Raw genomic sequence first — 26698 nt, forward strand, 5'->3', positions numbered from 1 at the left:
CGCCGCCCTGTGGAAGCAGGCGCGGCGCCGTCGGTCACGACGGCTGGTTGTCGTTGCCGGATTTGCCCTTGAACTCAACCGCACCCGACCAGGCTGCGCAACCCCGACCAGCTGCGCCTGGCCAGTGCTCTACCTCAGCCAAGTCGTGAGGGACCACGGCAGCAGCTAGCGCCGGTGGCGGGAAAAGTCATGCTCTCCTAAAGGGAGAGACGAGCGCCTTTGTCGGAATGTCGCAGTGGGCTGGAAACCGGAAGTTCGACGCGAACCCAACGGAGAGCTTGCCGGCTGTTCACGGCTGCTCTACGCGCTCAGTCCTCAGACAAGCCGGCCAGAGAACTGTCCTTCCAGAAGCGAAGGGGTCAAGGGAACGTCGCCTCGCCGGGCATTGCAACCGCGACGATCACTCCGGCACGCCGGAGATGCCCAGCGCCTCGACGTAACGCTCGGCGAACACCTCGTCCAGCCACGGGTTGATCTGTCTCTGCAGGGTGAGCGTGTAGGTCGGGAACGCCTTCATAAGCCGCCGCGCCGCCGCCTGCGCTTCGTCCAGCCGGTTGAGTTTGATCAGCGCCATGATCACCACCCGGTGCGAGGAGCCGTAGTTAGGCATCTCGTGCAGCGCACGTTCTCCCCATGCCAGCGCTTCCTCGTAGCGCTCGAGCATCAGGTAGCTCATCCCGATGCCGGAGAGCGCGATGCCCTTTTCGGGGTCGACCGGGCTCAGCCGCATTGCCCTGTGAAAGTGCTCGATGGCGACGAGCGGGCGGCTGGAATGTGCGTTCACCCAGCCGCTGCCCGTATGGCCCTGCGCCGAATTGGGGTTGAGCATCAGGGATCGCTCGATCGCGCCCAGCGCCACCTCGTAGTCCTTCGCGCTGTAGGCGAGCACCTGCGCGGCGAAGCGTAGGCTCGTGGGGTCGTCGCGCGCTTCCGCCAGTACCTCGCGCGCCATGCGCGCGGCGACTCGGGTATCGTCCGGCTCGTGCCAGCACTGGCTCACGGATAGGCTGCGGATATAGGCGCCGAGTGCCTTCGCCAGGATGAAGCCAGGGTCGATGCTGAGCGCCTCGTTGGTGAGCCGGCGCACGTCGGCAAAGCCTTCGCGCGTCATGCTGTAGAAGCGCGGCAGCGCGCGAAGGTAGAGGTCGTAGGCGCTGATGTACTCGGTCGGCTTCATGCGCGCCTGTTTGATCTCTTGCAGCCGGATGCTCGGTTCGACTGCGCCGACGACGCTCTCGGTCACTTTGTCCTGCAGGTCGAAGATGTCGCTCACGTCGCCCTCGAAGCGGTTGGTCCAGACATGGTGCCCGCTGATCGCGTCCACCAACTGCCCACTGATGCGCACCCGCGATCCTGCTCTGCGGATGCTGCCTTCTAGCACGTAGCGGACGCCCAGCTCGCGCCCGACCTGGCGCAGGTCAACCGCCCGGCCCTTGTAGGTGAACGACGAGTTGCGGGCGATCACGAAGAAGGAGTTCACCCGGCTCAATCCCGTGATGATGTCCTCCACCAGCCCGTCGGCGAAGTATTCCTGGTCGGGATCGCCGCTCATGTTTGTGAAAGGCAGAACCGCGATCGAGGGTTTCTCGGGCAAGGGAGGCGGTGCAGCCACCGAGGCGCTGGCGTCGCTCTCGACGCGGTAGGCGCGCACAGGCCGCTCGATGTTCTTGAGGCGCAGGTTGCCGAGCGGCGTGAAGCCGCAGTCGAGCTTGCCCTGAAGGTGGTCGTACGCGGTGCCCGAGACGACCACGGTGCCGGGATCGGCGATGCTTTCGAGGCGGGCGGCGATGTTGACCCCGTCGCCGTAGAGGTCGCCGTCCTCCTCGCAGACCACGTCGCCGAGATTGACGCCGATGCGCAAGCGAATCCGCTCTTCCTCGGGCATCTCCGCCTCGTGTTCTGCCAGGGCCTGCTGGATCGCCATCGCCGAGGCCACCGCGTTGACGACGCTCGCGAACTCACACAACATGCCGTCGCCGGTGAGCTTGACGATCCGACCCCGGTGCTCAGAGACCAGCGGTTCGAGGAGGTCCTTGCGGTACGTCTTCAGCCGCTCGAGCGTGCCGCGCTCGTCCCGCTCCGTCAGGCGCGAATAGCCGACCACGTCGCAAGCCAGGATCGCTGCGAGGTGGCGCTGCGTGGCCATTGCACCACTCAGCCAAGCGCCTGCACGCGGGCCGCCCCGCGTCCATGTCCTGCCAACTTCCTGACTCCCCGTGTGCATGGTATCCATCTCTCCCAGTCGCCGCCCGTCGACGATTCAGAACGCAGAACGCAGCTCGACCTTGCCTTCACGAGATTTCGCTATCCCGCTTGCGAGGCGTGGAGCGTTCCAGTCGCCGCGCTAACAGCCAAGCGACGACACGCCCACGCAGCCTGTAGAGACGCTGACACGCCACTCCCAGAAGGCCGGAGATATTTCCTGCCCTGCGTAACCGATTGATGCCACCGTGGCGGTGCTTTTGTCACCGCGATGTAACAGCGAGATGCCCTACGAACTCGCGCATCGGGCATCACACCAGACGTTCGCGCTTAGAGGTGCTGAGGTTGGCAAGTGGCGCTATCGACTCCTTGCTGAAGGCGCCGCCCGAGTACCGAATCCTGCTGGAGGCGAAAGAATGACCCAAAGCGGACACCACTTTCGCGGCGCGCTTCAGACAGGTACAATATCGCATGCTCGACATCGAAGCGGAAGCAGCAGCATTGGCAGGACTTTTCGGCACGGGCCAATCGGCGCCCGTTGTTGACTGCTACTCATCCATCCCTCGACATGCCCACCGCATACCAGATTGACTGTTCAATCTCGCGATCGACAGCAAGTTGCGGGGTTGCGACCTGGTCACGATCACCGTCGGAGACGTTGGATTGGACCCTCGACCTCTACAAAAGCACACGGAGCTTCTGGTCGGACTACGACGGCATTCCGAAGCGATCGCTTCGGCGAGAAGTCGTCGTTCTCAATCGGGCGACGGGGGATACATCGGCGAAGACGGCATAAGGGAGGATGGGCCAGACCGAGCCGACGGACGTAGCCAAGGCCTTGGAGCGCATAGCGCCTGGCCGGGAGGCCGCCGCCAGCCAGACTTACGCGGCGCGTCGTTGAGCGAGGTGAAGACCCGAACGGGCTCGACGAGGGTCCACGGCGGTCACAATGTGGTGGTGGTGATCGCAGTAGACGCGATCCGGCGAAGTTGGCCCAGCACAAAAACGATAACCGCCGGGTACTGACGGGTCTTCGCTCACCGGGAAGCGGCACTGATAGAGGCCTAGCTGAATGAGGGGGACATCTCTCGAAGTTAATCTGATATTTTCAGGCATGATGGTTTCCTAGTTCACAGCAATTGCCGGCTGACGGCCGCAGTGCGACCCGTCGGGGCGAGCTTGTCTCGTTTTGGAGGGCTATGGATCACCATATGGTGTTGGTAGCACCGTCAATGAAGCCCGACGTCCTGCTTCTGAAGCCAATAGTTTGCGACTTAAGGCCACACGCGCGAACGCATTGGCAATCTACCATCGTGTCCCCGAGGCACCCGCCCGCCGGGGTTTGTCGGCGGGGGGGCACTGGCTTGTGGCCCCCTATGAGACGCGCTCTGCCGACACCCTCGTTCACAGTCCGGACCACCTCATGCCGGGTCGCTCTAGCCGCCAAAACCCAAATCACTCTGAACGACCGAGTTCGACCCTTTGCCGTCATCCAGTTGGGAACGTCGCATGACGCGATCTGACCCGTTGCTGTCATTGGCGTCCGGGATGATGAACGGCTCGATTGAGCGCTTTGCAGCCTTTGCTCCGCCTCAACTGTTTGGTAGCACTGCCCACACGGATATGGCCTTGATGAGAAGGGTTGAGCGCTCAGGCGATGCAATATGAGGTCACAGAAGACTGGACGGCGACGTATCATGCGCCGGTAGTTCTTAGTGCCGGTGAAACGATTGAACTGAGCGGTCGCCAGATATTTGGGATGGCCACATTTGGCTTTGGGCAAAAAGCCCGGCTGGCAAGGAAGGGTGGATACCGGACAGCCTGGTGAAAACGATCAACGGCAAGCACGTCGCAGGAGAAGACTACTCGGCCATGGAACTCACATGTAAGCGGGGACAGATCGTGACGGCGTCGAGGAGGGTTCTATGCCGCGCGGAAGGCCGGACCGGCTGGGTTCCGAAGAACCATCTTGCGGTCCGCACGGCATAGGTTCGGGATCGGCTGGCCGACGTCCGCTCTGTCCGCAATGCGGCTGTTCCCCGTGCCAGCCCTGGGCTTCCGTTCCCCACACGACCGAACCGCCCGAAGGATTCGGCTCTGCTGCACAGCCACGAAGCGTTCTACGTCGCGGTTGGGTGGGGAGCCGTCACTCGCTCCGAGACGGCCGATGAAGCCAGCTTGATCTTGTCGATCATCTGATCGACAGTGAGCACTTGGGCGAAGGCCAGGCCTAGTACTGCGCAGGTCGTCCGCACCAGAACGTCCCGGGGGACGCCATCGATACCGGCGGTGGAGGTACCGTCGCTAAGAAAGAAGACCCGGAAGTCGCGCACGGCGGCTTCGCGGGCGGTGGTTTCGGCGCAGACATTGGTGGCGATGCCGGTGATGATCACGCTGTCGATGCCCCGCGAGCGCAAGGTGACCTCAAGGTCGGTGCCGTGGAAGGCGCCGTAGCGAGGCTTCTTCAGCACGATGTCGCTCGGCTCGATCTTCAGGTCCTTGTGGAACGCGGCGGGGAACGAGCCTTCGGCGAGCATCCCCTCGTGGGTAGGCGGGATAAGTTCGCCCATCACTCCCGCGTTCGAACCGTCGGGCCGGATGACGTGGGCGGTGTGGATGACCAGCACGCCTGCCTGGCGACAGACGGCCGCGAGCTTGTTGACCCGGGCCACCACCTCCGGGCCATCGGGAGCCGCAGCCGGCGTCCCCTCGACGAACACGTTCTGCAAGTCAATGTTGACCAGCGCCAGCTTCAGCGGATTGACCGGAAAGTCCGCCATGATCACCCTCCTATGATGCGTTTGCTGTGTTGCCAGCAACTGGTTCGCTGCATCGCTGGAACGAACGTAGGGCTAGCTCGTCATCGTCTCACCCCCAGAAGGCCCCGACAAGCCTTATCGCACACTGCTCCTGACAGTACTTTGTTAGCAGCCAGGGCATTCCTGACATAGCCGTAGAATTCACCCTGCTCGCCGCACTATGTGACGACCGCTTTGGGGGTCGGATCACGACACTCGCAACGTTGACTGCCAAGGTCGGGAATTGGCGCCACTTGCTCGTTCCCATCGATGAGACGAATGGCAACGTTCCGACCCTTCTCTGCCCTTCGTTCGGAGAACTTCTAAGGCAAGCACTGACCCGAGTCGGCCCTTTGACGCTCACCTCGGCCTTCAGAGCAGCTGAATCGCCCGCCGCCCGGGTAGCGCCAGGAGCTGCCATTCCCGGCGCTTCTCCAAACCTGACCTTCGCGCTACGGCTTGAGTCGACCCGATTGAGACGGAGGACGCTCCATCGCGATATAATCCGAGCCCATGCGCCAACGCAGTGTCGAAGAAAAAGGTTTTATGCGGTATTGCGCGAGCAAGCTGGACTGCGATGCGTGTTCGCTGACGCTGCGGTGTTGTCCGAAGGCGCCAGCGCGCAAAGAGGGTCGTTGGCTAGCGCGGAACGTCTGCCAACGAGCTTAGTGCCCGGCGGATAGAATCGCGCGAAAACGGCTTCTCGACAACTGGTCGACCGGCCCGTTCAACGAAGCGCGCCGCAGCGCCGCCGAGCGTGTCGCCGGTAACGAAAACGAATCGCTCCGCTATGCCCGGGGTTGCCTGACAGGCCCAGTCGAACAAGGCGGGGCCGTCGATGTTCGGCATCCGCAGATCGCAAAAGATCACATCGAAAACAGCACTCATCAGCGCTGCCTTGGCGCCGGCGCCGTCCTCGACAATCCTGACGGCAAAACCTTCAGCCTCTAGTAGTTCTGCCATCGTTTCTCCAACCTCCCGCTCGTCATCGACCACAAGGGCGGTGCAACCGATGCCCGCGACCGAGTGCGCCGCAACACCTTCGACTGAATCTGACGAAGTGCAGGCCTCCACCGGCAACAGCAACCGGAGATGCGCGCCGTCCGCACGGTCAAGCAGGGCCAGCCGTCCATTGTGCGACTGCACCACGCTGAGCGAGAAAGCGAGCCCGATCCCGGTGCCGGCACCCTGAGCCTTGGTGGTAAAAAACGGATCGAAAATGCGATTCCGGATCTCGGCGGGCACACCGGGGCCATTGTCGGCGATCACGATCTGGAGGTCATTGCCTTCAAGCGACGTTTCGATCTCGATCCGCCGCGGTGCGGGTATCTCCTGCAGGGCGTGTTGCGCGTTGACAATCAGGTTGTAGAACACCTGATGCATCTGGTCAGGGTCGACTTCCAGAGGCGGCAGGCCCTCGGCGAGCCGGCATTGCACCTCGATGCCCGCCGTGCGCAAACCGTAGCCGGCGATATCGAGAACTGCGCGGATCAGATCGTTGATGTTGGTACTGCGGCGCTCCGGCTGGCGTTGTCGCGCCATTGCCAGGAAGGTCTTCACGATGCGTGCGCAGCGCTCGGCGGCGAGTCTGATCTTGCCGGCCCGCTGTGCGTGGGCGGTTCCGCCTAGAAATTCTTCCAGCAACTGGGCCTGCGCGACGACGACCGCCAAGGGGTTGTTGAGTTCGTGCGAAACGCCGGCAAGCAGCGAACCAAGTGCGTTGAGCCGCTCGCTCTGAGCCAATGCCTCACGCGACCGCGCCAGTTCGGCTTCAGCCGCCTTGGTTGCGGTGAGATCAAGAATGCTGCCGACGATCACCGGTCGCTCGTCCATCTCGATGTGGCGCCAACTCAGCGACACGGGAAACGCGGAGCCGTCCAGTCGCCGAAGTTGAGCCTCCACGCCGTCGGCGCGCGGCTGCTGACGTGACAGGGTTTTGAGGCGCCGATAGTCTTCCCGTGTGGCGAACCAGCGGTGCTGCCGGAAGCTGTCCTCGTCATCCGGGCCTATACCCATGATCTCGCGGAAGGCGGGATTGGCGTTAATCAGCTGCCTCGTTCGCGAGTCTATGAAAACGACCGGAACCGGATGATAGTGAGTGAGGTCTCGGAAGCGCCGCTCGCTTTGCTGCAGGCGCTCGGCTGCGCGCTTCTGCTCGGTTATGTCGATATCGAAGCCGCCGATGCGCGCCTGCTGCTGATCGGCTCCCAGAACGGGAAAGCGGACGACAAGGCTCCAGGCATAGTCGGCCGCGTTGCTTAGGAATTCCTCAATTGCAATCGCCTGTCCTGATTCCAGGACGCGGCGATCGTTTTCCGCGATCATCGCGGCTTCCTGGGGCCCGAAAATGTCGGCCGCGCTTAATCCGATTGCGCTCTCGGCCGGCCGGCCGAAGACCTTTCCCATTTCCGGATTGGCGACCAGATAGCGACCGTCGGTATCCTTCAGGTACATGCCTACGGGAGCATGCTTCATAAACGCCGCCAATCGGGCTTCGCTGGCACGCAGAGCGGCGTCGGCAGCCTGGCGCTGCGACAGGTCGCGCAAGCTCGCCGTGAAGAAGCGACGTTTGCCGCTCCGGGCTTCGGTGATCGTGAGTTCCACCGGAAACTCGGTGCCGTTCGCTCGCATGGCAGTCTGCTCTGTGCGACGCCCAAGCAACAGCGGGACGCCACCCGCAAGATAGGCCGCAAGCCCATCTGCGTGCGCCTTGCGCAGATGCGGCGGGACGATGAGCTCCGAGATCTGTCTGCCGACCGCTTCAGCGCGCGAATAGCCGAAGGTCTCCTCGGCCGCCGGGTTGAATTCCACAACCAATCCGGCTTCGTCCGTGACGATCACGCAGTCGAGCGATGAGCGAACCACCGAAGCGAGGATCGCCTCTTGGAATGCGTTTCCGGCGTCGTCTTCTTGCAAGGGCGGGCACTCCGTGACGACCGGTCGGAACGCTGGCCGTCGGGCTGGCAAGGATGACGATTATCGTGAGTTCCGGCAAGATGCCTGAATCCGACCGCAGTACGGTGCGGGGGTGGGGAAACGCTTGCACCAGCAGGACAAGGAGCGCCAGTTGCCGACGTTTGGTTACACGCCGGAATGCAGACCTTCGGGAACGACGATGTAAGCGCCAGGACTTCAGGAGCCTTCCGAAAGTTGATAGACTTGCGCAACGCGCCCGCCCGGATACGCCCACCGATCTCCTTGCGTGAAGGTGATCCTCACGTCAGGGTATCGGACGCCGCAGCCGATGCGGGAGGCTGGTGCGATGGAGGACCACTGCTGGCGAAACCTTACGATCACACGCTGCTTGTCAATTGATCAACCGCCTGCTCAGCACGCGGGAGCGTCTTCGAGATAGGGGAGCCGCTTGAGAGCAGTGACTAACGAGCCGGAGGAGTGTGCCCGGCACGAGTAGGGGGTCGGGCGGAGCATCGTGCCGGGCCTGAGCAATCCCCAGCAAGCGCCGGCTCCATGCGCCTATCTCAAAAGGTGACCGTCACAACGACAATATCCGTATAGGTGCCGGACGGCGGCGTCGACCGTCCGCACCGCTATTTGAGACTGTAGTGCACCCTGCCAGAGATATGCTCGATATCAAAAAGCCCGATGGCCAATGCGTTGCTTGCGAATGATCGCTGAATGCCAACCTGATTCTGTTTCATACCCGTCACCTCAACTGACAATAGTGCAGGCTAGATGGGGATACGGCGCGAAACAAGGGAGCGCCTCTTCTTTGGTTCGGCCGATCGCTTCTAGTCAGCAGCCGCGGGCCAGCCGCATCGCCTGCAAAGCCAAATCGTACGTGATAGGCTGATCGCGCAGCCATGGTCCGAACTCGCCATGAGGCACTGACGCCTTGACCGCGAGCATCCTCTTGCCGAATGCGATCAGTTCCTCGCGGCTGCGCTGGCGCTTGGTGAAGCCCTGCCGGCCCTTTTCAGTCTCGCTGGCGTCCGCCTTGGCCATCCGGGACCGAATAGTCTCCTTTGCGTTAGCGAGCTCTCCCGGAGGCGCCGGTAAGGATCCCAGCTAGCGCATGCCCCTGATGAACGCGGCCGCGCAGCTCATTGACGATCGCCATGTATGCGCCGAGCGGGATCGCGTCGAAAATCTCGAGCACGGCGGCCATGCCCTGCTCCACCAGGTCCGGACCGGCCAGCAGCAAGTCAGAGACGACCGTCAGGCTGCTTTCTTCGGTGAGCGCGTGGTTCGCCGCGGCCCTCAGCCAGAACACACAGGACCAACCGTGCATGCTCAGCGCCATGATTGTCGATCAGCCGGCGGATGGAGCCGACGGCGCGCGTCTGGCCTTCTTTCGGATAGCGGCCCTTGGGGACGATCTCTACGTGGAATTCGCCACAGAGCGCGTCAACTCGCGGGTCGACGTAGAGTGCAGCTCCGCGGCTCCAGCCTTCTCGCGCAAGCATTCGGCGTCTCCGCATGATCGACGCACGATGTTTGCACAAATGTAATGGCCGCTGCAAGAGTGATGCACGATGGACAGTGGTGGGGCACGCGTTGACGAGATGTCAAGCAGTCAGGATTTTCGCTTCCTTGGCGGCGTTGAGAAATGCCACGCGCGCTATCTCCGGTGCGCTGCCGCCGCCGAGCACCTTCATGCACGCCATGCGAGCCTGGATGCGGCGCCCGGTTTCTCCAATGGGCCAGTGGTAAAGCAGCATTTCGGCGGCTTCGCGGGTGCTCGAAACACTGACTTTGCCGGAGGACAGCAAAACGGTCACGGGCTCTTCGAACGTGCCGACGTCTCGTTCGCAGGTCATATGCTGGTCTCCTTTCGCAATCTCCCCAAGACCTTACGGGTGAACCATCCGTTCCGTTGCGTCACGTTTGGCCCGGTGGGCGAACATTCTGTGAGGATGGGACCTCGTCCAGAGCGCGGGCTTGATCGCTCAGACTAGACTCGCCAACCCGTTGCGGTCCTCAAATAGCGAGAACCGTCCTTATCGTTACGAGCCCGCTATGCCTTGGTCAGTTGCCGGCGCTGATATCGGAAACGAAGCGCGGAAGGGCACTCTGCCGCCCAGAGTAACCGGCCTGCACGGTGAAGACGAGAAGGACGCTCTTCCAAGCGCGGAGTTCGAATCCTCCCTCACCGCCATAAGTCATTGTTTACATCAATAAAAATACAAGAATAGGTTGGGCGCCCGCCATAAAGCCCGCCTACCGAAAACGGGGTATTCGCGGCACGTCAGCTTACGACACAAATATACGGGGTTGATGGTTCGACCTGGTAGATGGCAGAGATCAACTTCGGCCTCGCTAAGCGAAGTCGTGGGGTTCATGCGACAGCGGAATCAGGATACGCGACGAGCACCCCGTGCGGGGTCAACCTCGCCGTCGGGAAGTACCGATCGGTGCGGAACCAAGCGGATTCACGCTTGTCGGCAGCGGACGCCGGCGGTGGCGATCAGCACCCGAGCAGGCTCCTCATTAGCGACACAAACGTCCAGAGCGGAGGCCAATCTTGGCACGCGACCGCGCCATCCTAACGACCGCTCTCCTCGGCTTAGTCAAGCATACCTGCGGAATGAAGCGCCTGGCCTGTGACAAATGAATCTCTGCTGGACCGCCGATGATATGGGGAGGCGCTCGCAAATCGCGCCCTACGCGCGGGTTGATCGGTTGATCAACATCAAAGCTTGAATATGAGAAATGCGCTAACTGTGACGGCGGTGGTCACCGTGGCTCGAGTGTCAGCAGATGTGGTAAGGTTGAGTGTCGGCGAGTAGCAGAGGTCGAGCAACAATGACTTTGAGGCGAACCAGAGCTTACGGCGCATCCGGCTTGGTTCTAGCGGTTTGCACGGTGTTTGCTTGGCAGAACGCCACTGCTGCTCACAATTGCCAGGCAGCCGCGACGCCTGGCGTCAATTGGCACGAGTGTGACAAGAAGCTTCTCATGCTAGAAGGACAGGACCTGAGCGGGGCGAACCTGTTCGGTGTTGATTTCACTTCGACCGACCTCAGGAACAGCAATCTCCTTGAGGCAAATCTTGAGAAGGCAACGCTTGTGCGTGCTTCCCTGGCCGACTCGACCGCCAAAGGCGCCCGGTTCGACAGAATCGAGGCCTACAGGACCGACTTCAGCCGTATGGACGCGCAGGGCGCTGTGTTTGCGAGCGCGGAAATACAGCGCTCAAATTTCCAGGGCGCCAATCTGACCAATGTTGATTTCACAAAGGCAGAATTGGGGCGTGCGCAGTTCCATGACGCCGATATCAGCGGCAGCCGCTTCTCGTTTGCCAATCTCGCACGGGCGGACTTCCGAGGAGCGACGTTCACCGCGCCGATAGACTTTGACCGCGCCTTTTTCTTTCTGACCCGTATCGAGGGCGTCGATCTTTCCAATTCGGCGGGTCTGTCCCAGTGGCAGCTCAACATGGCTTGCGGAGACGCCCGGACCGAGTTGCCTTCTGGCTTGACGAGGCCTGAAGATTGGCCCTGTCAATTCCAGCAGGAATAGTTGTCGGCAAGCGAACTGTGCAATGCTGCACCCGACAGGATGAAACTGAGAACCCCTATGTCATCGTTTGCGCTATATAACTTTTGCGACAGCCGGGAGCGGATGAATGGAATCGGGCCGTATTTCTCCCACTACCCACGCGGTCCGAGGGGGCAGAAATGGGGCCGAGCAGACCGTCCGCTGCTAGGGTACCCAGCACGCGAGCGGACATGTGAGAGTTCGGTGCGAAGGTCCGGGATCAGGCCCATTGCGGACGTACGTCTTGGTTCGCCTGTTGGCGCTGAAGCGCCCATTTGGGCCGCTAGCCGCACATGTGCGGCGGCTCAAAAAAGCCGATTGTCATTCGCCAGCGGAACGCTGTGACAAGCGAACACCAGCGCCGCCACCGTTCTCTGGAATGAATTCGATCCCGGCCGCTTCGAAGACTGCACGAATTTCGGCGAGGGTTGAATTCTTTAGCTGTTCGCCTCTTTCCAACCGCGCGATGGTATCGGGAGATACGTTTGCCTTTAGGGCTAACTCTCGAGTTCCCCAGCCCAACGCGACACGTGCCATTTTGCACTGAACTGCATTCATTTCGTAACCGTGATACGATTCTTGTTGTAGCCGCTTTTTCAATATCGTACCGCTGATACGATTTTTTCGCTTGAAAGCGGCTGCTGTTGGTGTGCAACCACCCTCAGCAGCCTGACCACAACCCAAGCTGATAGGAGCTCGGATCGTGGCTGATTCCGACAATAGCATGACTCTGGCTTTCGTCACCCGCAGGCGAGTGCTTGCGGGAGGGATGATCACGTCCACCGCTTTGGTGCTTGAGAAAAGTGCGCTTGTCGGCAACACAGCGGCAACGAGTATGCTCCCCGACCCTGCGCTGGCGCTTTGGCGGGAATGGGAGACCGCCCACAAGCTGACCGAGCGGCTTTGCCGCAAGCAGCAGCGCCTGGAGGCGAGGCTTGTCTCGAGCGTCGGCTTTCCTTGTGCGACCGTCTGCGTGCCCGAGGGTGAGGACGTGGCGGTCCACTCGATCGAGGCGCTCAATGAAGTGCTCGGCGAGGGGCCGGATATGGCAGCTCTCCGCGAGAAGGCCGAAGCTGATTTTGCGGCACATCAGGCTCGCTGGGATGCAGCTGCCGAGGAGGCTGGTTACACCGCCGCGCTCAAGGCCGAGTGCGAGGCTGGCGACCGGGCACAGGATCTGCTGGAAGCGTTCTCAACGACCCCCGCTACGACTCTCGCCGGTGTGGCAGGCAAGCTCGATGCCGTGTTGCGCGAGGGCGAAGCCTGGGAGGAATGCTCCGTGTTCCCTTGGCCGCAAATCCGCTCGGCGCTCAGCGATCTGGTGCTCATCGCCGAGCAGACGATGCCGGAACAGTTCATTCGCGGCGAGCAGCGTCGCAAGCTCGGCAAGCGGCGGGCTGGCTGCTGTTTCCGCGCCTGAAAGACGAAGAAGGAGGCGAGCTATGAAGCCCATCCAACCCAACTTCCGGCTTCAGCCGAGAACCCCTCAACTTGCGCGAAGCGTCTGCCTCACGTCACCCTTCAACCGCCAGGAATTGCCAGCACAGAGCACTCTTGCGGCATCTCACCATCCGGCGGTGAGCGATCCCGATCTGCTGGATGCCTTCAACCGCGATGCCGCCGTGCACAAATGGACCGTGGCCTGAAGCTGCAGAGGCAGCGACAGCCCTGTGAGGAAAGACAGCCGCAACCGCAATCGCCTGGGGCGCCGTGTCGGCGCGTTGCGACGGGCGGACACAGGAGTATCGATTCTGGTTTCGGGTATTCGCCCATCTTCAAGCGGGTTCGCCCAATGCCGTGGCGGAAGCAGCGTCCGGCAAGGCTCGTCCAGACTCTTCCCGATAGATGGGGAGATTATGTCCGGCAAGAGAACTGCCCGCTTGTCGAGAGAACGCCGGACCGAAGCCAGCCCGTCAAGGCCAGAGCCGCATCGCTGTGGCGCGTGCTGCGCCAGCCTTGACTGGCAGTCTTCGGCCCGGCGGCCGCTTCGGACGCAGGCAAGGCTGCGATACGAACGATACCGCTCCACCCCTCAGGCTGGGTTACTCCGGCAGTTCGTCGCCCTTGATTGGCGCCTTCCCTTTGCCGGCCCGCTTCAGGATGTGCAGCGCCTTGGGGATGTCGGCACGGGCAGCGCGTTCCTGAAAGTAGCTTTCCGTGCGCAGCGCCGAAAGCTTCTCGGCGACTGCCACGTTAATGAACTGGTTGAGCGGCACGCCCTCGCTCTCCGCCACCTTGCGCGCCTCATCGAGAAGCGAGAGCTGAAGCCGCAGCGCGAAATTGCTTCTCCTCATGTCTTTCCCTCCAATCGTCTCAGCGCCTCGCCCGGCGACAGGACCAAGATACCGAAGCGCTCGGCCACTTTGCCGAAGTCGCGTAGGTTGAACGTCACTATAGCGTCCGCCCGTCCGTTTACCGCAGCTTCCAGCACCATGTCGTCGTCCGGGTCGCGCACGGCGGGTCGCCAGAGGAAGAGAAGGCGAACCGGCTCGGCGACGGCCGCCACGGCATCTAGCAACGCGTTCACATCCTCGGCCGACAGGCCGGAGGCCCCAAGGTGCTCGGGCCTTGTCATCACCGCCTGGTACTCGATCATCAACGTCACCGAAGCGATGAGCGTCAGCCGGCGTTCCAAAGCTGCGACCAACAGTTGGCGCGAGGCGCCAGCGTCACTTCGGATCCCAGCCACCATGGTCGCCGTATCGAGAAGCAGTCTCATGCAGACATATTGGATATCGCGTGCGATATTGCAAGGGGGCCGAGCTTTTGGCAATTTAGTCTGCCTTCGGTATTCCAAATCGCAGCGCTTAAGTATTTGCACGCCACACTACGACGGCGCGACAACTGAACTTGTCTTGCTGATCCATCACGCCGCTCAATGCCCTCGATCTACACAGAAGAGCGGGCATGCCATGGTGGACGAGGCCAAACCTGGGAACGACAGTGCAAGCCACGACTACAGGGCTGACATGTCGGCACGAGACATGGCTGAACGAGCCGTCCTGTCGATCGCCCGCTTGTTGGGTCGGCGGGTTGCTCGGGAGCATTCGAGGAATTGCAGGCGGCCAACGGCAACAAAGTTCATCCTCTTGAGAAAACACCGTCAGAAGGGGAGGATGGGGACGGCGGCGGACAATAGCAACGAGAGGAAGAGGAGCGGTTCATGACCCGTGTCGCGCTGTACGCTCGTTACTCATCCGATAACCAGCGCGAAGCCTCTATCGAGGATCAGCTGCGGCTTTGCCGAGAGCGCGCGGCCAGGGAGAGGTGGACTGTCGTTGGGACCTATGCCGACGCCGCCGTATCCGGTGCAAGCATCATCCGTCGACCAGACATCCAGCGGCTTCTAGCCGATGCTCAAAGCGGGCAATTCGAGATCGTTCTAGCCGAGGCACTCGATCGCCTGTCACGCGACCAGGAAGACGTAGCCGGCCTCTTCAAGCGACTGCGCTTTGCCGGTGTCAGGATCGTCACTCTCTCTGAGGGTGCCGTAGACGAACTGCACGTGGGCCTCAAAGGAACTATGAACGCGTTGTTCCTGCGCGATCTTGCCGCCAAGATCAGGCGGGGCCAAAGCGGCCGCATATTGAACGGCTACAACGCCGGCGGCCTCTCCTACGGCTATCGCGTGGTCAAAAAGCTCGATGAAACGCGGCGAACCGATCCGCGGTCGGCGCGAGATCGATGAGGATCAAGCCAAGGTCGTGCGTCGGATTTTTCGGGAGTTCGCGGCTGGTCAATCGGCACGTACGATAGCTGGAAGCCTCAACAAGGAAGGTATCCCATCACCCTTTGGGGGTGCGTGGGGCGCCTCGACCATCAATGGCAATCTCAAGCGGAGAAGCGGCTTTCTCTACAACGAAGCCTATATCGGGCTGCTCGTCTTCAATCGTCTTCAAATGCGCAAGGATCCCGAGACTGGGAAGCGCATCTCGCGGCCGAATCTGCCGGAAACTTGGCAGGTCGTCGAAGTACCGCATCTGCGTATCATCGACGATGAGCTGTGGGATGCGGTGCAAGTCCGCAAGAAGCTTTATGGAGGCATGAAACTCCATCACCGCCGACGGCCGAAGCACATGTTCTCGGGGCTTGTGCGGTGCGGCTGCTGTGGCGCTTCGTATACGGTGAAGAACAGAGACCAGCTTGCTTGTGCCGCGCACCGTGAGAAAGGCACTTGTGCCAATAACAGGACGATCCGTGTTGGCGAGCGTGAGAAGCGTGTGCTGGAAGGCATCCAGCGGCGCTTGCTGGCGCCAGATGCCATTGCGGGCTTCCTTGCTGAATATCATGCTGAGCATAAGCGACTGAACGCCATGAACCGCGAGCGGCAAAGGGAAGTCGAAAGGCGGCATGCCGGCATCGACAGGCAGATCGCTAACATCGTCGATGCCATCGCTGACGGTGTCGCGACGACCAGCATGAAATCGAAGCTACTGGACCTCGAGCGCGAAAAGGAGAATCTAGCCCGAGAGCTTCAGGCGATGGCGGCCGCGGAAAGCATTGTGGAGTTTCATCCGGCTGCGGTAACGATTTACCGTCGGCAAGTATCCGAGCTCCAGGACGCGTTGCAATCCGACGAGTGTGAGCGGCACGAGGCGGCGAGGATCATCCGCTCACTGGTCACAGGGATCGAGATCATTCCGATGGAGGGTAGGGGACAGGTTGAGCTGAAAGTTCGCGGTGCACTGGCGGAGCTTCTCAACCTGCCAAATCGTAAACCAGGAACAGCGCCTAGCGCTGCAGTGATGGCAGCGGGAGAGCGCTACCGCCTTCCCCACACTCATCGAACTCCCAGTTCCAATTTCGCTGCTGCGGCTGAGCGAGGCGCGCTATCCTAATTGCGGCCTGGCGGGTGACGGCATGGGGCCCAGAAGCCGACGTTCACGAAAGTGAAGTCAAGTTTGGACAGCCCCATCAATTTCCAATGCGATACGCATCAGCTGCTCGATAAACTCGCTAACTACTCTCGATGGACGTCGGTTGGGTGGCAACAACAGAAGGGTTCGGAAGGAGATTCCCGGGAGAAATGGACGGAGGCTGAGGTTTCCGTTGAGATAGGGAAGGGCAGTCAAAGGATTGACCATTCCGCATCCAAGCCCCGCATTGACCATCGAGCAGATGGTGGTGGAATAGGGGGTTTCTAGAACCACTTTGGGCTTGATGCCGTGATCAGCGAAGATGGCCTCTGCTTCCCGTCTCGTAGTGTCCTCCGGAGCCAACGCGATGAAGGCCTGCCCATGGAGATCGGCGGGACGGATCACTTCCCTCCCCTCTAGCGGATGGCCCTTGGGCATGGCGATCGCGACCCGGTAGTTCCGGAATGGGTGGGCTTCGACGCCCGCAAGATCGATCTCGTCCGCCGCCAGGCCGACGTCGAACTGGCCGGAGGCGACGAGTTCTTTGACTTCGGAGGATAGCCTTGCCTGAAAGGTGATCGCAACGTCAGGGTGACGGTGTTGAAATGCCTTTAATGCCTTTGGCATTACATTCGTACTTAATGCGGAGAGACTTGCGATCCGGATTTCCCCCGAACCGAAGTCGCGAATCCGCGCCGCGGCCCCTTTCAAATGGATGAGGCCGGAGAATGAGGTCTCCACTTCCCTGAAAAACAGGTTGCCTTCTGCCGTCGGCGACATCCGTCCTTTGATGCGGTGGAAGAGCGCGAAACCGATGTCGCGCTCCAGTTCTTGGACGGCCTTGCTCACCGCAGGTTGTGAGATGCGTAGTATCTCCGCGGCGCGTGAGGCGGTTCCAATCGTCATCACGGCGTGGAAGACCTCGATCTGGCGAAGATTCATGGCGCACCTATAACCTGAGAGAATAGCACATCCCGATCTTGATATTGGACGGAATAGGTTTTGTCATGCTGTAACTGTCTCGAACACATGAGGAGCAAGCATGAACGATCTCACCCAATGCGTTGTGACCCCCAAAGTCAAAACAGACGGCTTCGAGGCTCTGGGTGCAGCCGTCCATCGGGCTTCGACGATCGTATTCGCGGATGCCGCAGCCTACGCCACTCGCGGCCAGCGAGGGCCTGACGGCTATTCCTACGGCCTCTACGGCACCCCGACGACGCGTACACTGGAGCAAAAGATCACTCAGCTCGAGCAGGGTCACCGGACGCTTCTCGCGCCATCGGGCCAGGCCGCAAACGCAATCGCAATGCTCGCCGTCCTCAATGCCGGAGACAAGGTACTGGTGGCGGACACGGCCTATCCCCCGGTCCGTGATTTTGTGAACACCGATCTGGCAAAGTTTGGCGTCCGAGCGGAGTACTACGATCCCACTTCGCCCGAGGGGCTCGAACGTCGGATCGACGGGAACACGAAACTGGTGTGGTGCGAGTCCCCCGGTTCGACGACCATGGAAGTCCAGGATCTGCCGCGGATTGCCGAGATCGCGCATCGGCACGGCGCGCTCGTCGGATTCGACAACACCTGGGCGACCCCTCTTAACTTCAAGCCCCTCGTACATGGGGCCGACATCGTGACCGAAGCGCTCACCAAATATATCTCGGGCCATTCCGACGTGCTGATGGGGTCGATCACGGTGGCTTCCGAGCAGCTTTTCAACGCGCTCAAGGCGACTATGGGGCGCGCCGGGATCGGTGTTTCCCCCGACGACGCCTCTTTGGTGTTGCGGGGCATGGAGACTCTTGGCGTGCGAATGAAACACGCGCACGACGGCGCGACGGCGATGATCAACTGGTTCCGCGGCCACCCAGCCGTCGAGCGTGTGCTCTACCCCGCCCTGCCGTCTTGTCCCGGGCACGAATTCTGGAAGCGCGACTTCCTCGGCGCGAGCGGAGTGTTCAGCGTGGAATTGGTTCCCGAAGCACTGCCGCACGTGCCGGAGGCGCTCAATACGCTAGAGACGTTCGCCATCGGCGCCTCGTGGGGTGGGACACGCAGCCTCGTTGCCCCCATGCCCGTGAAGAGCAACCGCTCCGCGACGACCTGGAGTGGGCAGGACCTCCTTCTGCGGTTCAGCGTGGGGTTGGAATCGCACGACGATCTCATGGCCGATCTCGAGAAAATGTTGGCCCAAATCCAAGCACGGATCGACGACGAGCGGTTCGGCAAAGAAAACATCCGGCAATCAATGCTGTGAGTGAACACAAAAAGGGGAATGACAATGAACAACAACAACGAATTCATGCGAATAGATAGGCGCTCCTTGCTGGCGGACGTCTCAAAACTGCTGGGAGTTTCGGCGCTATCCTCCATCCTGCCGTCAATCGTTGCGGCATCAGAGGTTAAGGACACGCTTCGCATCGCGATCGCCAAGCCCGCCGGGGATATCAATCCTCACAAATACACCGGCCTGTGGGGCGTTCAGGACCTCGTTTTCGAGCCGCTGGTTAAATACGGCCATGACGGTAAGATCGAGCCAGGGCTGGCGACCGAATGGTCGGTCGAAGACGGGGGCAGGCTGCTTAAGCTCACGTTGCGCAAGGGCGTGACTTTCCACGACGGCACTCCGTTCGACGCCGCGGCGGTGGAATGGAACCTGAAGAGGTGGATCGGACTCGAAGCGAACAACTGGATGAATTCGTCCCGGCTTTACGCCGGAACGGACATCGTCGACGACGATCACGTCAACGTCCGGTTCAAGGAACCGGTCCTCGGCCTGCTCCAGGAGTTCGCTTACGTCCGGCCAGTCAGGCTCCTCAGCCCCAAGTCGGTCTCTGGGGACGGTAGCTATAAGGCACCCGTCGGCACGGGACCGTGGCATCAAGCGACTGCCGGGAATGAGGGCAGTGCCTTCGAGCGCTTCGACGCCTACTGGGGTGACAAACCCTCTTTCAAATATCTTGAGGTAAAAGTCCTTCCGGACTCGCGCGGCCGCATGGCAGCGTTGCGCGCGGGCGACGTGGATCTGATCGGCGGAGCGTTTGTGTCGCCTTTGACCGCAACGGAAGCAGAGACGCTGAAGGGAGCGGGCATCGACGTCGTCATCCATCCCGGCACCACCACAATGATTATGGCCTTCAACACTTCCCGCGTCGAAGCGCTGAGGGACCCGAAAGTCCGCAAGGCGATCAACCTCGGCATCGACCGGGCTGCGATCTCGCAAGTGCTTTACCGCGGTCTGGCGACCTCCACTGGCAACCTGTTCTCCGAAACCGTTCCGTATTCGGGGAAGCGCTTCGATGTGCCTAGGCGGGATACCGAGACCGCAAAGTCGCTGCTCGAGGAGGCAGGCTGGGTCGGGGGGCCTGTCAGGCAGAAGGACGGCAAGGACCTTGCCATTGAACTGGTCGTTAGCGAGGAGCAAGTACCGGGGTCCCGATCCGTCGCGGAAGTGATCCAGTCCGAGCTCCAGGAGATTGGCGTCACGCTCACGATCCGCTCGGTGGATCATGCGTCGCGGCACAGCGACATTCCGGAGCGCAAGTTCGATCTCGCTTTCTTCCAGACGTTCGGCGCGCCATACGAACCTTTCGGGACTGTGGTGGGCCTGTTCCTATCCACCTATGACAACGGCGTGGACGGCAAGCTCTTCATCGACCCCGAGCACCTCGATCCGTTGGTGCTCGCCGCGATGTCCGCGCCCGAAGGCGAGATGGAAGCAGCTCTACAGAAGGTCTATGACTGGCTGCACGACAACGACGCCATCGCGCCGCTGCTCTTCGTTCCGGGCATATGGGCGCATGCCGCTCGGGTGAAGGGCTTCCAGAGCCCCGCGACCGAGTACGACATGCCCTACGAGAATATCACACTGGCGGAGTAGGATACGGCCGTGTTCGCCTTCATCGCTAAAAGGGCCCGCAACGCAGTCTTGTTGCTGTTTCTGGCGTCCGTTCTATGCTTCGCGCTCGTGGTATCCGCTCCGGGCAACGTGGCGATACTCATCGCCGAGCTGCGGACGCCGACGGCCACCAAAGCCGATATCGCCAAGGTCGAGGAGGAATTGGGGCTCAACAAGCCGCTTCTCGAACGCTACGGCTTCTGGCTGAACGGAGCGATCCACGGCGACTTCGGCATTTCCTACAAGACGGGCGAGGCGGTCGGCGCGTCCCTCAAGAGCCGCCTTGCCGCGACCGCCACCCTCGTTGCGGGCGGAGCGGTCGTGGCTTTCTTGCTGAGCCTGTTCGTCGGCTTCGTAGGCGCGCTCTGGGCACATAGGGCGCCAGACGTGGTCACCCGAGGGAGCGCTCTTCTGGGCGCTTCGACTCCGTCCTTCTTCGTCGGAGCACTGCTGGTCTACGCCTTTTCGGTCACGTGGCACGTCTTTCCGACCTTCGGGTTTGCCGGACCCGTCAGTTGGGTGCTTCCATGGCTCACTCTGGGATTTCTTCCCGCAGCAGTTCTGAGCCGCGTCGTCCGAGTTGGCTTCGAGGCGGCGATGGCCAAACCCTATGTCCTAACGGCCATGAGCAAAGGACTGTCAAGGACGAGTATTCTGGTTCGCGACGCGATCCCGAACATCGCGCCGACGTACTTGAACGCCTTGGGAACGCAGATCGGGACGATGGTCGTGGGCGCGGTCGTTGTCGAACCTCTGTTCGCTTGGCAGGGCATCGGCGACCTCTTCCTGACCGGGGTGAGATTCCGCGACTTCATGGTCGTGCAGGCCTGCCTTCTGGTCTTCATCACGTTCTTCATCATCCTGAACGTCGTGGTCGACATCTGCATTACGCTGACCGATCCGCGCCTTAGACTTCAAAGGAGCTGAACATGCAGCCAGTCAGACCACTCCTGAAGGCCATTGGCGCCTTCCCGCGCTCGGCGGTATTTACTATCGGCGCGTTCGTTCTGTTGGGACTGCTCGCACCCTACATCGCGCCACATGATCCCAATGCGCAAGACCTGCTGATCGCTGGCCAGGGCCCGACGCTCGCCCATCCCTTCGGAGTCGACCATCTCGGGCGCGATACATTGAGCAGGTTGATTGTGGCGGCTCGGACGTCGCTGGTCGGAGTCTGTCTCGTCCTTGTGTGCGCGCACGCCATCGGCATCGCCATCGGCACGATTGCCGGATACCGGCGGGGCTGGACGGACGAACTGCTGATGCGCATCGTTGACGTCGGCCAGGCAATCCCCAGCCTCATCGTCTCACTTGCGGTGATCGGCATTGCCGGAGTCAGCTACTGGAACATGATCCTCGCGCTCGCGCTCGCCTGGTGGCCGGGTAGCGCCCGCATTAGCCGGGCCGTGGCTGTCAACACCATGAACAAGCCCCACATGGAGGCCCTAAGAGTATTGGGCGCAAGTCCCGTTCGCATTTACTTTGTCCATCTTCTTCCCACGACGATCGGGGCGGTGCTCGTATATGCCACGGCCGACGCCGGAGCAGTCGCGCTCGCAATCGCAACGTTGAGCTTCCTCGGGCTGGGCATCCAGCCGCCGACGCCTGAATGGGGACAGATGTTGGTCGACGCGCTTCCATATCTCGAGTCCGATCCGCGCCAGGTCATCCTGCCGGGACTGACCCTGACTTTAGCTGTCATCGGATTCAACATCCTCGGTGAAGCGGTCGCCCTCAACAGAGTTCCGAAGCCGCTGACCTCCCGGATGCTCGCGGCCCGCCGCCGGGTAACCGCATTCTGGGCCAAGGAGGCACGGCCATGAGTTCTGAACCGATACTCCGCGTCAAAGATCTGACCATAGACCTGCTGACGGCGCATACCGTGGTCCGCCCAGTCGACGGAGTAGCCTATGAACTGAGCCGCCGAGAGACCCTCGCGATTGTGGGAGAAAGCGGTAGCGGCAAAACGGTCACCTGCTTTGCGCCTCTCGGCCTGATGCCCGTGGGCGTCCAGGCGGATATATCGGGCACCATTTTGTTCGACAGCCGCCAGCTCGTCGGATCGGACAATGAAACGCTTCGCAGCCTGCGCGGAAAATCCATTGGCTTCATTTTCCAGGACCCGATGAGCGCGCTCAATCCCGCCCGCCGGGTCGGACGGCAGATAGCCGAAGTAGCCGAGCTTCACCTCGGCATGACCGCAAGAGCTGCGGAAACCCGGGCGCTTGAACTTATCAAGATGGTCGGGATGTCCGACCCCGAAATACGCCTCAAGCAGTATCCCCATGAGCTTTCGGGCGGTCTCCGACAGCGTGTCATGATCGCAATCGCCATTGCCGCCGAGCCGACACTTCTCGTAGCCGACGAGCCGACCACCGCGCTCGACGTGACGGTCCAGGCGCAAATCCTCCGACTGCTGAAGGAAATCCAGTCCAGAATGGACATGGCCATGATCTTGATCACGCATGACATGGGTGTCGTGGCGGGCGCGGCCGACCGCGTAATGGTGATGTACGCGGGGCGCCACGTCGAAACCGGACCGACCGAGCGTGTACTCTCTCAGCCGCAGCATCCCTATACGATGGGCCTCATCGAGGCAATTCCGAGGAAACAGGACGCAATCGGATCGCGTTTCCGTGGATTGCCGGGCGTTCCGCCCATCCTTGGCGCGCCGATCACAGGGTGCGCTTTCATGCCCCGCTGCGGATGCGCTGTGGATGCCTGCGGCGAGCGGCGACCGCCGTTCTTGCCGACGGCAGTTCCGGGTGTGTCAGCCGCCTGTCCCGTTCTGAATATTCGGGCGAAGGAGTGCGCATAATGAGCGCGGTACTCGAAGTCGAGCATCTGGTCACCAGCTTTCCAAGCGCCAAACGTGGCCAAACGATCAAAGCGGTAAACGACGTCTCAATCCACCTCAATCAAGGCGAGATCGTCGGCTTGGTGGGGGAGTCTGGCTGCGGCAAGTCCACGCTCGGCCGTTCGATCGTCGGCTTGGAAAAACCCCAATCCGGACGTGTCGTTTTTGATGGCATCGACCTCGGCTCCTTGAGTGGACGCCGTCTGCGGGAAGCGCGTCGGGCAGTTCAGTACGTGTTCCAGGACCCCTATGCATCGCTGAATGATCGCCAAACTGTGGGCGAAGCCATAAACGAAGCCCTCATAATTGCAGGTTTGCGTTCGCAAACGGAACGCGAGGGGAGGATCGCTGAGCTCCTCAACCAAGTCGGTCTGGCGACGACGGTCCGGGACAGATTCACCCGTGAACTCTCAGGCGGCCAGAGGCAACGCATCGCGATCGCGCGCTCGCTGGCCGTAGAGCCGCGGGTTTTAATCTGCGACGAACCGGTCAGCGCGCTAGACTTGTCTATACGGGCGCAGGTCATGAACCTATTCCTCGACCTCAGAGAGAAGCTCGGCGTGTCCTGCCTCTTCATCGCGCATGACCTCGCGCTTGTCCGGCAGGCGGCGAGCCGGGTCTACGTGATGTATCTCGGCAAGGTGGTGGAAAGCGGTAGCTCGGAAGAGGTCTACCGGAATCCGAGCCATCCCTACACCCAACTCCTTCTCGCGTCTGTCCCCGAGGCTGATCCTGCCACCGAACGTCGGCGCAACCCTCCGTTGATCACGGGCGAAATCCCAAGTCCGACGAATCCGCCCTCCGGCTGTTTCTTCAGGACGCGGTGTCCCCTTTCAGTGGAAGCTTGTGCGGAGGCTGAGCCTGTGTCGCAAGAAGTAAGCTCAATGCACAAGGCGGCGTGCAGGTTCGCCGGCGACCTATTCGCGAAGCGGGTCTCGGCCGCATGATTAAACGTCAGATCTAGCTGAGCGTGCGGGACCTGATGCGTTGCGCATTCTGGTGGCGAAGCAGAGATTTGCGCTCCTTCCTTCCGGTACCGGGCCGGCAGTGAGTGGGAAAGCGCTCTGTCGGCAGCCCTGGTTACTCAGGCGGGCCGAGAGGAACCTCTTGCCGGTTATTATTCCGCTTCTTGTAGCGTTGGCTTAAGTGCCTGCCATTGCTCGTGAGACATGGTTGGCAGGTCAAACTGGTTGCGAGTGGTCGAATAAGCCGTTATCATTCTGGGCGGCATCGTCTGCCAGATCGTGCAGTTGGTTGTTTCGATCCGCGACCGCGAGATGCTTCGTGTCACCGGCGGTCCCTGGGACGGTCGCACACTGGAATGGTCCACGGCCTCGCCGCCGCCGGCTTGGAACTTTGCCGTCTTGCCGCATGTGGCCGAGCGCGACAGCTACTGGGTCGCGAAGCAACGCGCCAACGCACAGCAAGCTCAACCGGTGCCACCGCGCCCGTACGAGCCGATCGAAGTACCGAAGAACAGTCCAGTCGGGGTCGTCAACGCCTTCTTTGCCGTCGTCATTGGTTTCGCCCTGATCTGGCACATCTGGTGGATGGCCGGGCTGGGGCTGATCGGCACCTTTTGACGATCCTCATCTTCGCGTTTCGGGGTGAGGACCCCGCCAGCGCCGATGCCGGCGCCCTCGTGCTGGCCATCGCGACGCTCAGCTTTCTCGGCCTGGGCGTTGCACCGCCGACGCCGGAATGGGGCCAGATGCTTGTCGACGGCATGAGCTACATCGAGGAGTTTCCGCGCCTCGATGTCGTGCCGAACGAACTGATCGTCCAGTTCGTCGTGGGTGCCTTTCTGTCGGTGCTGATCTGGTGGCTCGACGGCGGCGCCAAATTGCCGCCGCAACAAGTCGACCAGATCTTCCGGCGTCTGGCCACCGAGGGCGTCCCGTCGGCTTAGATATCAGGCCGAAGAACTGTGAAGCAGTCAGTTGTGCTGCCGGCGTTGCCAATTCACCAACCACCGGCTTTGTTCGACGCATGTCCTTGAGGTCGCGATACACCGCCGTGAGGTCTGTCGACCAACGCCTCCGATACGTGGCTTGCGGCCGTCAGACGGCCGTCGGCGTGGACAGCAGCCACAGCCCGAAAACCGTATATCCGACCATAAAAACGGTCAGCGGAAATTGGCTGAGCGCCGCGCGGCTGCGCGCCGGATGCAAACGGAACGCCAGCCCATGCGCGACCAGAACGGCAAGTATATGGCCGCCGATGATCGCCGCCGCCTGAAAGTTCCAGATGATCCACGCTGCATCGGAGCCCATGATCACTCCCGCCCCGACATTCATGTGCGCCGTGCCGAATAGGTTCCATCCCCGATCAAACGGATCCGAAATAGCGACGAGCGCATTCTGGCCGTTCACCAGGAGGGCCGTCAGATAGTGGGAAAAATGATAGGCGAGCGCGATCGGGACGATCGACCAGACAAGGAGCCCGACCGCTTTTCCGAAAGAGATGCTCCCGGCCAACCGCTCACCGACAAACACTGCGGCGAAGAACACCGCGACAAGTGCGATAAACATCAGCACAAGACCGGCGCTGTTGATTCCAACTAATGCCGAGCGCCCCGGAAATTCGAGCGGATTGACACCATTCGCGCCCAGCCAAGAGAAGGTCTTCGACAGACCGTCGAAGGACACCGAGCTCAACGTCAGCAACAGAAAGAGCATACCGCTCGCCGGTAAGGCTTGCGCGCTCCACAATTTCGCTCCAGGCCAGCAGAGTGAGAGGGCGCGCCCCCCGCTTGGGTGGTCCGGCGTCGTTTCGACGATGGCGAAGTGTGACACCATGCGGAAGAACGCGGACAGAAACTCGCCGCGCCGGCTCCAGCCTTCGTAGCCGAAGATGATCATGCAGACGAAGGTCGAGAGCCAGTAGGCCATGAGAGCGAACGCAAGCCGCGCCGGATCTTCGGGCGCCGGATAGATCAGCTCGAACCAGGCGAAGCTTGCAAACAAAATCAACGCCGGCCAGTAAGCCAGTCCTTGTGGCATTGTGCGATCGCGGAATGCCGGGAAGACGCTGGAGAAAATGCGCCACGGCCCGTACCACGGGTTTGTCCACGACCAAACATTGCCGAATACGCCCTGAAGCAATGTCAGTCCGACCCAGACCAGCGTCCACACCGTTAGCGGAAGTGGATTCGACAGCGGATCTCGGCTGCCGAGAATTCCCGCCGCCACGAGTATGGCGAGAACCGCGAAGGCGAGCGTGCTGATCCAAATGCGCGCGGCGTCGCCGAATTGACCAATTGGCAGGCGGGATGCCGAAATGCGTTCGAGCAGCCTGGGCGGGAGGACAGCCAGAACCAGAAAACTCGCGGCTACGGCCACCGCCCCGCCCACGACATAATATCCGGTTGGCAGGAGCATGACATAGCCGCGCTCGGAAGCATGGGCAAAGGCTGGGGTTGTGAAATGCGGCACGAGGGCAGCAGCTGATAATGCGATGCCCAACGCTCTCGCAGAGATGCTTTTATGTTCGCTGTCCGCCACCATCCATCCGTCTTGCCACATGGCATTTGCGAAGGAAAGCGGACTACTGCTCGCGCAAGTGGAGGTGCCAAAGTGGGTGCCCGACT

At 61.3% G+C, this 26698-nt stretch carries 25 protein-coding genes and 1 pseudogene; 15 read left to right on the forward strand and 11 right to left on the reverse strand.

Annotation, left to right across the window (positions count from 1 at the left end):
- Positions 1–400: 400 nt before the first annotated feature.
- Positions 401–2146: an adenylate/guanylate cyclase domain-containing protein gene (locus tag NKI29_RS24875; protein WP_352692781.1), complete on the reverse strand. Its 1746-nt coding sequence runs from the start codon at positions 2144–2146 to the stop codon at positions 401–403.
- A 1928-nt stretch (positions 2147–4074) separates the two neighbouring features.
- Between NKI29_RS24875 and NKI29_RS24890 the strand changes: the two genes are divergently transcribed.
- On the forward strand, positions 4075–4191 hold the full coding sequence (locus tag NKI29_RS24890; protein ID WP_352692850.1) for an SH3 domain-containing protein: 117 nt from the start codon (positions 4075–4077) through the stop codon (positions 4189–4191).
- A gap of 131 nt (positions 4192–4322) precedes the next feature.
- On the opposite strand, the gene NKI29_RS24895 is transcribed toward NKI29_RS24890, so the two are convergent.
- The 5 genes from NKI29_RS24895 to NKI29_RS24915 all read right to left on the reverse strand — a co-directional run bounded on the left by NKI29_RS24895 (position 4323) and on the right by NKI29_RS24915 (position 9739).
- Positions 4323–4982, reverse strand: a complete 660-nt coding sequence (locus NKI29_RS24895; protein ID WP_352692779.1) for a cysteine hydrolase family protein — start codon at positions 4980–4982, stop codon at positions 4323–4325.
- Between the two features lie 657 nt (positions 4983–5639).
- On the reverse strand, positions 5640–7967 hold the full coding sequence (locus NKI29_RS24900) for a hybrid sensor histidine kinase/response regulator (protein WP_352756869.1): 2328 nt from the start codon (positions 7965–7967) through the stop codon (positions 5640–5642).
- A 786-nt stretch (positions 7968–8753) separates the two neighbouring features.
- Complete coding sequence (locus NKI29_RS24905; protein WP_352797474.1) at positions 8754–8963, reverse strand: hypothetical protein; 210 nt, start codon at positions 8961–8963, stop codon at positions 8754–8756.
- Between the two features lie 25 nt (positions 8964–8988).
- A complete protein-coding gene (locus tag NKI29_RS24910; RefSeq protein ID WP_352692775.1) occupies positions 8989–9261 on the reverse strand; it encodes a hypothetical protein in 273 nt (90 codons plus the stop codon).
- Between the two features lie 265 nt (positions 9262–9526).
- Positions 9527–9739, reverse strand: a complete 213-nt coding sequence (locus NKI29_RS24915; RefSeq protein ID WP_352797476.1) for a DUF982 domain-containing protein — start codon at positions 9737–9739, stop codon at positions 9527–9529.
- Positions 9740–10763: 1024 nt separating this feature from the next.
- Between NKI29_RS24915 and NKI29_RS24920 the strand changes: the two genes are divergently transcribed.
- Complete coding sequence (locus NKI29_RS24920) at positions 10764–11480, forward strand: pentapeptide repeat-containing protein (RefSeq protein ID WP_502894625.1); 717 nt, start codon at positions 10764–10766, stop codon at positions 11478–11480.
- A 339-nt stretch (positions 11481–11819) separates the two neighbouring features.
- On the opposite strand, the gene NKI29_RS24925 is transcribed toward NKI29_RS24920, so the two are convergent.
- Positions 11820–12056 carry a helix-turn-helix domain-containing protein gene (locus NKI29_RS24925; RefSeq protein WP_352692848.1) on the reverse strand — a complete coding sequence of 79 codons (237 nt, stop codon included), beginning with the start codon at positions 12054–12056 and terminating at the stop codon, positions 11820–11822.
- Between the two features lie 277 nt (positions 12057–12333).
- On the opposite strand from NKI29_RS24925, the gene NKI29_RS24930 reads away from it, so the two are divergent.
- The 3 genes and pseudogenes from NKI29_RS24930 to NKI29_RS33505 all read left to right on the forward strand — a co-directional run.
- Entirely contained in the window at positions 12334–12918 is a 585-nt protein-coding gene (locus NKI29_RS24930) for a hypothetical protein (RefSeq protein WP_352725088.1), read from the forward strand.
- Positions 12919–12940: 22 nt separating this feature from the next.
- Positions 12941–13144, forward strand: a complete 204-nt coding sequence (locus NKI29_RS24935; protein WP_352453311.1) for a hypothetical protein — start codon at positions 12941–12943, stop codon at positions 13142–13144.
- Between the two features lie 40 nt (positions 13145–13184).
- Positions 13185–13343, forward strand: a pseudogene (locus NKI29_RS33505) (Y4oE-related protein); the annotation flags it as partial.
- Between the two features lie 197 nt (positions 13344–13540).
- Here NKI29_RS33505 and NKI29_RS24940 read toward each other — a convergent pair.
- A complete protein-coding gene (locus NKI29_RS24940) occupies positions 13541–13792 on the reverse strand; it encodes a toxin-antitoxin system HicB family antitoxin (RefSeq protein ID WP_352474558.1) in 252 nt (83 codons plus the stop codon).
- Positions 13789–14217 (reverse strand): putative toxin-antitoxin system toxin component, PIN family, encoded by a 429-nt coding sequence (locus NKI29_RS24945; protein WP_352725086.1) that lies wholly within the window; start codon positions 14215–14217, stop codon positions 13789–13791. The genes NKI29_RS24940 and NKI29_RS24945 overlap by 4 nt, the downstream gene beginning before the upstream one ends.
- A 444-nt stretch (positions 14218–14661) precedes the next feature.
- Between NKI29_RS24945 and NKI29_RS24950 the strand changes: the two genes are divergently transcribed.
- Together NKI29_RS24950 and NKI29_RS24955 are read left to right on the forward strand one after the other, a co-directional pair.
- The gene (locus NKI29_RS24950; RefSeq protein ID WP_352692769.1) at positions 14662–15186 is read left to right on the forward strand and encodes a recombinase family protein; all 525 of its coding nucleotides are present in this window, start codon (positions 14662–14664) and stop codon (positions 15184–15186) included.
- Positions 15143–16336: a recombinase family protein gene (locus NKI29_RS24955; protein ID WP_352725085.1), complete on the forward strand. Its 1194-nt coding sequence runs from the start codon at positions 15143–15145 to the stop codon at positions 16334–16336. Before NKI29_RS24950 ends, NKI29_RS24955 begins: the two co-directional genes overlap by 44 nt.
- Positions 16337–16393: 57 nt before the next feature.
- On the opposite strand, the gene NKI29_RS24960 is transcribed toward NKI29_RS24955, so the two are convergent.
- Positions 16394–17296, reverse strand: a complete 903-nt coding sequence (locus NKI29_RS24960) for a LysR substrate-binding domain-containing protein (protein ID WP_352692767.1) — start codon at positions 17294–17296, stop codon at positions 16394–16396.
- Positions 17297–17396: 100 nt separating this feature from the next.
- On the opposite strand from NKI29_RS24960, the gene NKI29_RS24965 reads away from it, so the two are divergent.
- The 8 genes from NKI29_RS24965 (at position 17397) to NKI29_RS33510 (ending at position 25018) form a co-directional block, all read left to right on the forward strand.
- Positions 17397–18611 carry a trans-sulfuration enzyme family protein gene (locus NKI29_RS24965; RefSeq protein ID WP_352692766.1) on the forward strand — a complete coding sequence of 405 codons (1215 nt, stop codon included), beginning with the start codon at positions 17397–17399 and terminating at the stop codon, positions 18609–18611.
- 24 nt (positions 18612–18635) lie between these two features.
- Positions 18636–20234: an ABC transporter substrate-binding protein gene (locus NKI29_RS24970; protein ID WP_352757299.1), complete on the forward strand. Its 1599-nt coding sequence runs from the start codon at positions 18636–18638 to the stop codon at positions 20232–20234.
- A 9-nt stretch (positions 20235–20243) separates the two neighbouring features.
- Entirely contained in the window at positions 20244–21179 is a 936-nt protein-coding gene (locus NKI29_RS24975) for an ABC transporter permease (RefSeq protein ID WP_352692764.1), read from the forward strand.
- A 2-nt stretch (positions 21180–21181) separates the two neighbouring features.
- Positions 21182–22075: an ABC transporter permease gene (locus NKI29_RS24980; RefSeq protein ID WP_023680719.1), complete on the forward strand. Its 894-nt coding sequence runs from the start codon at positions 21182–21184 to the stop codon at positions 22073–22075.
- Complete coding sequence (locus NKI29_RS24985; protein ID WP_352797478.1) at positions 22072–23070, forward strand: ABC transporter ATP-binding protein; 999 nt, start codon at positions 22072–22074, stop codon at positions 23068–23070. The genes NKI29_RS24980 and NKI29_RS24985 overlap by 4 nt, the downstream gene beginning before the upstream one ends.
- On the forward strand, positions 23070–24056 hold the full coding sequence (locus NKI29_RS24990) for an ABC transporter ATP-binding protein (protein ID WP_352453304.1): 987 nt from the start codon (positions 23070–23072) through the stop codon (positions 24054–24056). The genes NKI29_RS24985 and NKI29_RS24990 overlap by 1 nt, the downstream gene beginning before the upstream one ends.
- A 330-nt stretch (positions 24057–24386) precedes the next feature.
- Entirely contained in the window at positions 24387–24692 is a 306-nt protein-coding gene (locus NKI29_RS24995) for a hypothetical protein (protein ID WP_352797481.1), read from the forward strand.
- Positions 24689–25018 carry a TetR/AcrR family transcriptional regulator C-terminal domain-containing protein gene (locus tag NKI29_RS33510; protein WP_502894623.1) on the forward strand — a complete coding sequence of 110 codons (330 nt, stop codon included), beginning with the start codon at positions 24689–24691 and terminating at the stop codon, positions 25016–25018. The genes NKI29_RS24995 and NKI29_RS33510 overlap by 4 nt, the downstream gene beginning before the upstream one ends.
- A gap of 151 nt (positions 25019–25169) precedes the next feature.
- On the opposite strand, the gene NKI29_RS25005 is transcribed toward NKI29_RS33510, so the two are convergent.
- Positions 25170–26633 (reverse strand): hypothetical protein, encoded by a 1464-nt coding sequence (locus NKI29_RS25005; protein WP_352797483.1) that lies wholly within the window; start codon positions 26631–26633, stop codon positions 25170–25172.
- Positions 26634–26698 lie beyond the last annotated feature (65 nt).

The organism is Mesorhizobium sp. M0678, from assembly GCF_040320505.1.
Lineage (GTDB): Bacteria > Pseudomonadota > Alphaproteobacteria > Rhizobiales > Rhizobiaceae > Mesorhizobium.

Bases quoted from the DNA above. Each gene is read 5' to 3' on its own strand.
- NKI29_RS24930 (WP_352725088.1), top strand. From the start codon at position 12,334: ATGCTCCCCGACCCTGCGCTGGCGCTTTGGCGGGAATGGGAGACCGCC.
- NKI29_RS24875 (WP_352692781.1), bottom strand. From the start codon at position 2,146: ATGGCCACGCAGCGCCACCTCGCAGCGATCCTGGCTTGCGACGTGGTC.
- NKI29_RS24980 (WP_023680719.1), top strand. From the start codon at position 21,182: ATGCAGCCAGTCAGACCACTCCTGAAGGCCATTGGCGCCTTCCCGCGC.
- NKI29_RS24960 (WP_352692767.1), bottom strand. From the start codon at position 17,296: ATGAATCTTCGCCAGATCGAGGTCTTCCACGCCGTGATGACGATTGGA.
- NKI29_RS24940 (WP_352474558.1), bottom strand. From the start codon at position 13,792: ATGAGGAGAAGCAATTTCGCGCTGCGGCTTCAGCTCTCGCTTCTCGAT.
- NKI29_RS24950 (WP_352692769.1), top strand. From the start codon at position 14,662: ATGACCCGTGTCGCGCTGTACGCTCGTTACTCATCCGATAACCAGCGC.
- NKI29_RS24955 (WP_352725085.1), top strand. From the start codon at position 15,143: ATGAAACGCGGCGAACCGATCCGCGGTCGGCGCGAGATCGATGAGGAT.
- NKI29_RS24890 (WP_352692850.1), top strand. From the start codon at position 4,075: ATGGAACTCACATGTAAGCGGGGACAGATCGTGACGGCGTCGAGGAGG.
- NKI29_RS24925 (WP_352692848.1), bottom strand. From the start codon at position 12,056: ATGAATGCAGTTCAGTGCAAAATGGCACGTGTCGCGTTGGGCTGGGGA.
- NKI29_RS24990 (WP_352453304.1), top strand. From the start codon at position 23,070: ATGAGCGCGGTACTCGAAGTCGAGCATCTGGTCACCAGCTTTCCAAGC.
- NKI29_RS24995 (WP_352797481.1), top strand. From the start codon at position 24,387: ATGCTTCGTGTCACCGGCGGTCCCTGGGACGGTCGCACACTGGAATGG.
- NKI29_RS24965 (WP_352692766.1), top strand. From the start codon at position 17,397: ATGAACGATCTCACCCAATGCGTTGTGACCCCCAAAGTCAAAACAGAC.
- NKI29_RS24910 (WP_352692775.1), bottom strand. From the start codon at position 9,261: ATGGCGCTGAGCATGCACGGTTGGTCCTGTGTGTTCTGGCTGAGGGCC.
- NKI29_RS24895 (WP_352692779.1), bottom strand. From the start codon at position 4,982: ATGGCGGACTTTCCGGTCAATCCGCTGAAGCTGGCGCTGGTCAACATT.
- NKI29_RS24945 (WP_352725086.1), bottom strand. From the start codon at position 14,217: ATGAGACTGCTTCTCGATACGGCGACCATGGTGGCTGGGATCCGAAGT.
- NKI29_RS24935 (WP_352453311.1), top strand. From the start codon at position 12,941: ATGAAGCCCATCCAACCCAACTTCCGGCTTCAGCCGAGAACCCCTCAA.
- NKI29_RS24970 (WP_352757299.1), top strand. From the start codon at position 18,636: ATGAACAACAACAACGAATTCATGCGAATAGATAGGCGCTCCTTGCTG.
- NKI29_RS25005 (WP_352797483.1), bottom strand. From the start codon at position 26,633: ATGTGGCAAGACGGATGGATGGTGGCGGACAGCGAACATAAAAGCATC.
- NKI29_RS24985 (WP_352797478.1), top strand. From the start codon at position 22,072: ATGAGTTCTGAACCGATACTCCGCGTCAAAGATCTGACCATAGACCTG.
- NKI29_RS24905 (WP_352797474.1), bottom strand. From the start codon at position 8,963: ATGGCCAAGGCGGACGCCAGCGAGACTGAAAAGGGCCGGCAGGGCTTC.
- NKI29_RS24920 (WP_502894625.1), top strand. From the start codon at position 10,764: ATGACTTTGAGGCGAACCAGAGCTTACGGCGCATCCGGCTTGGTTCTA.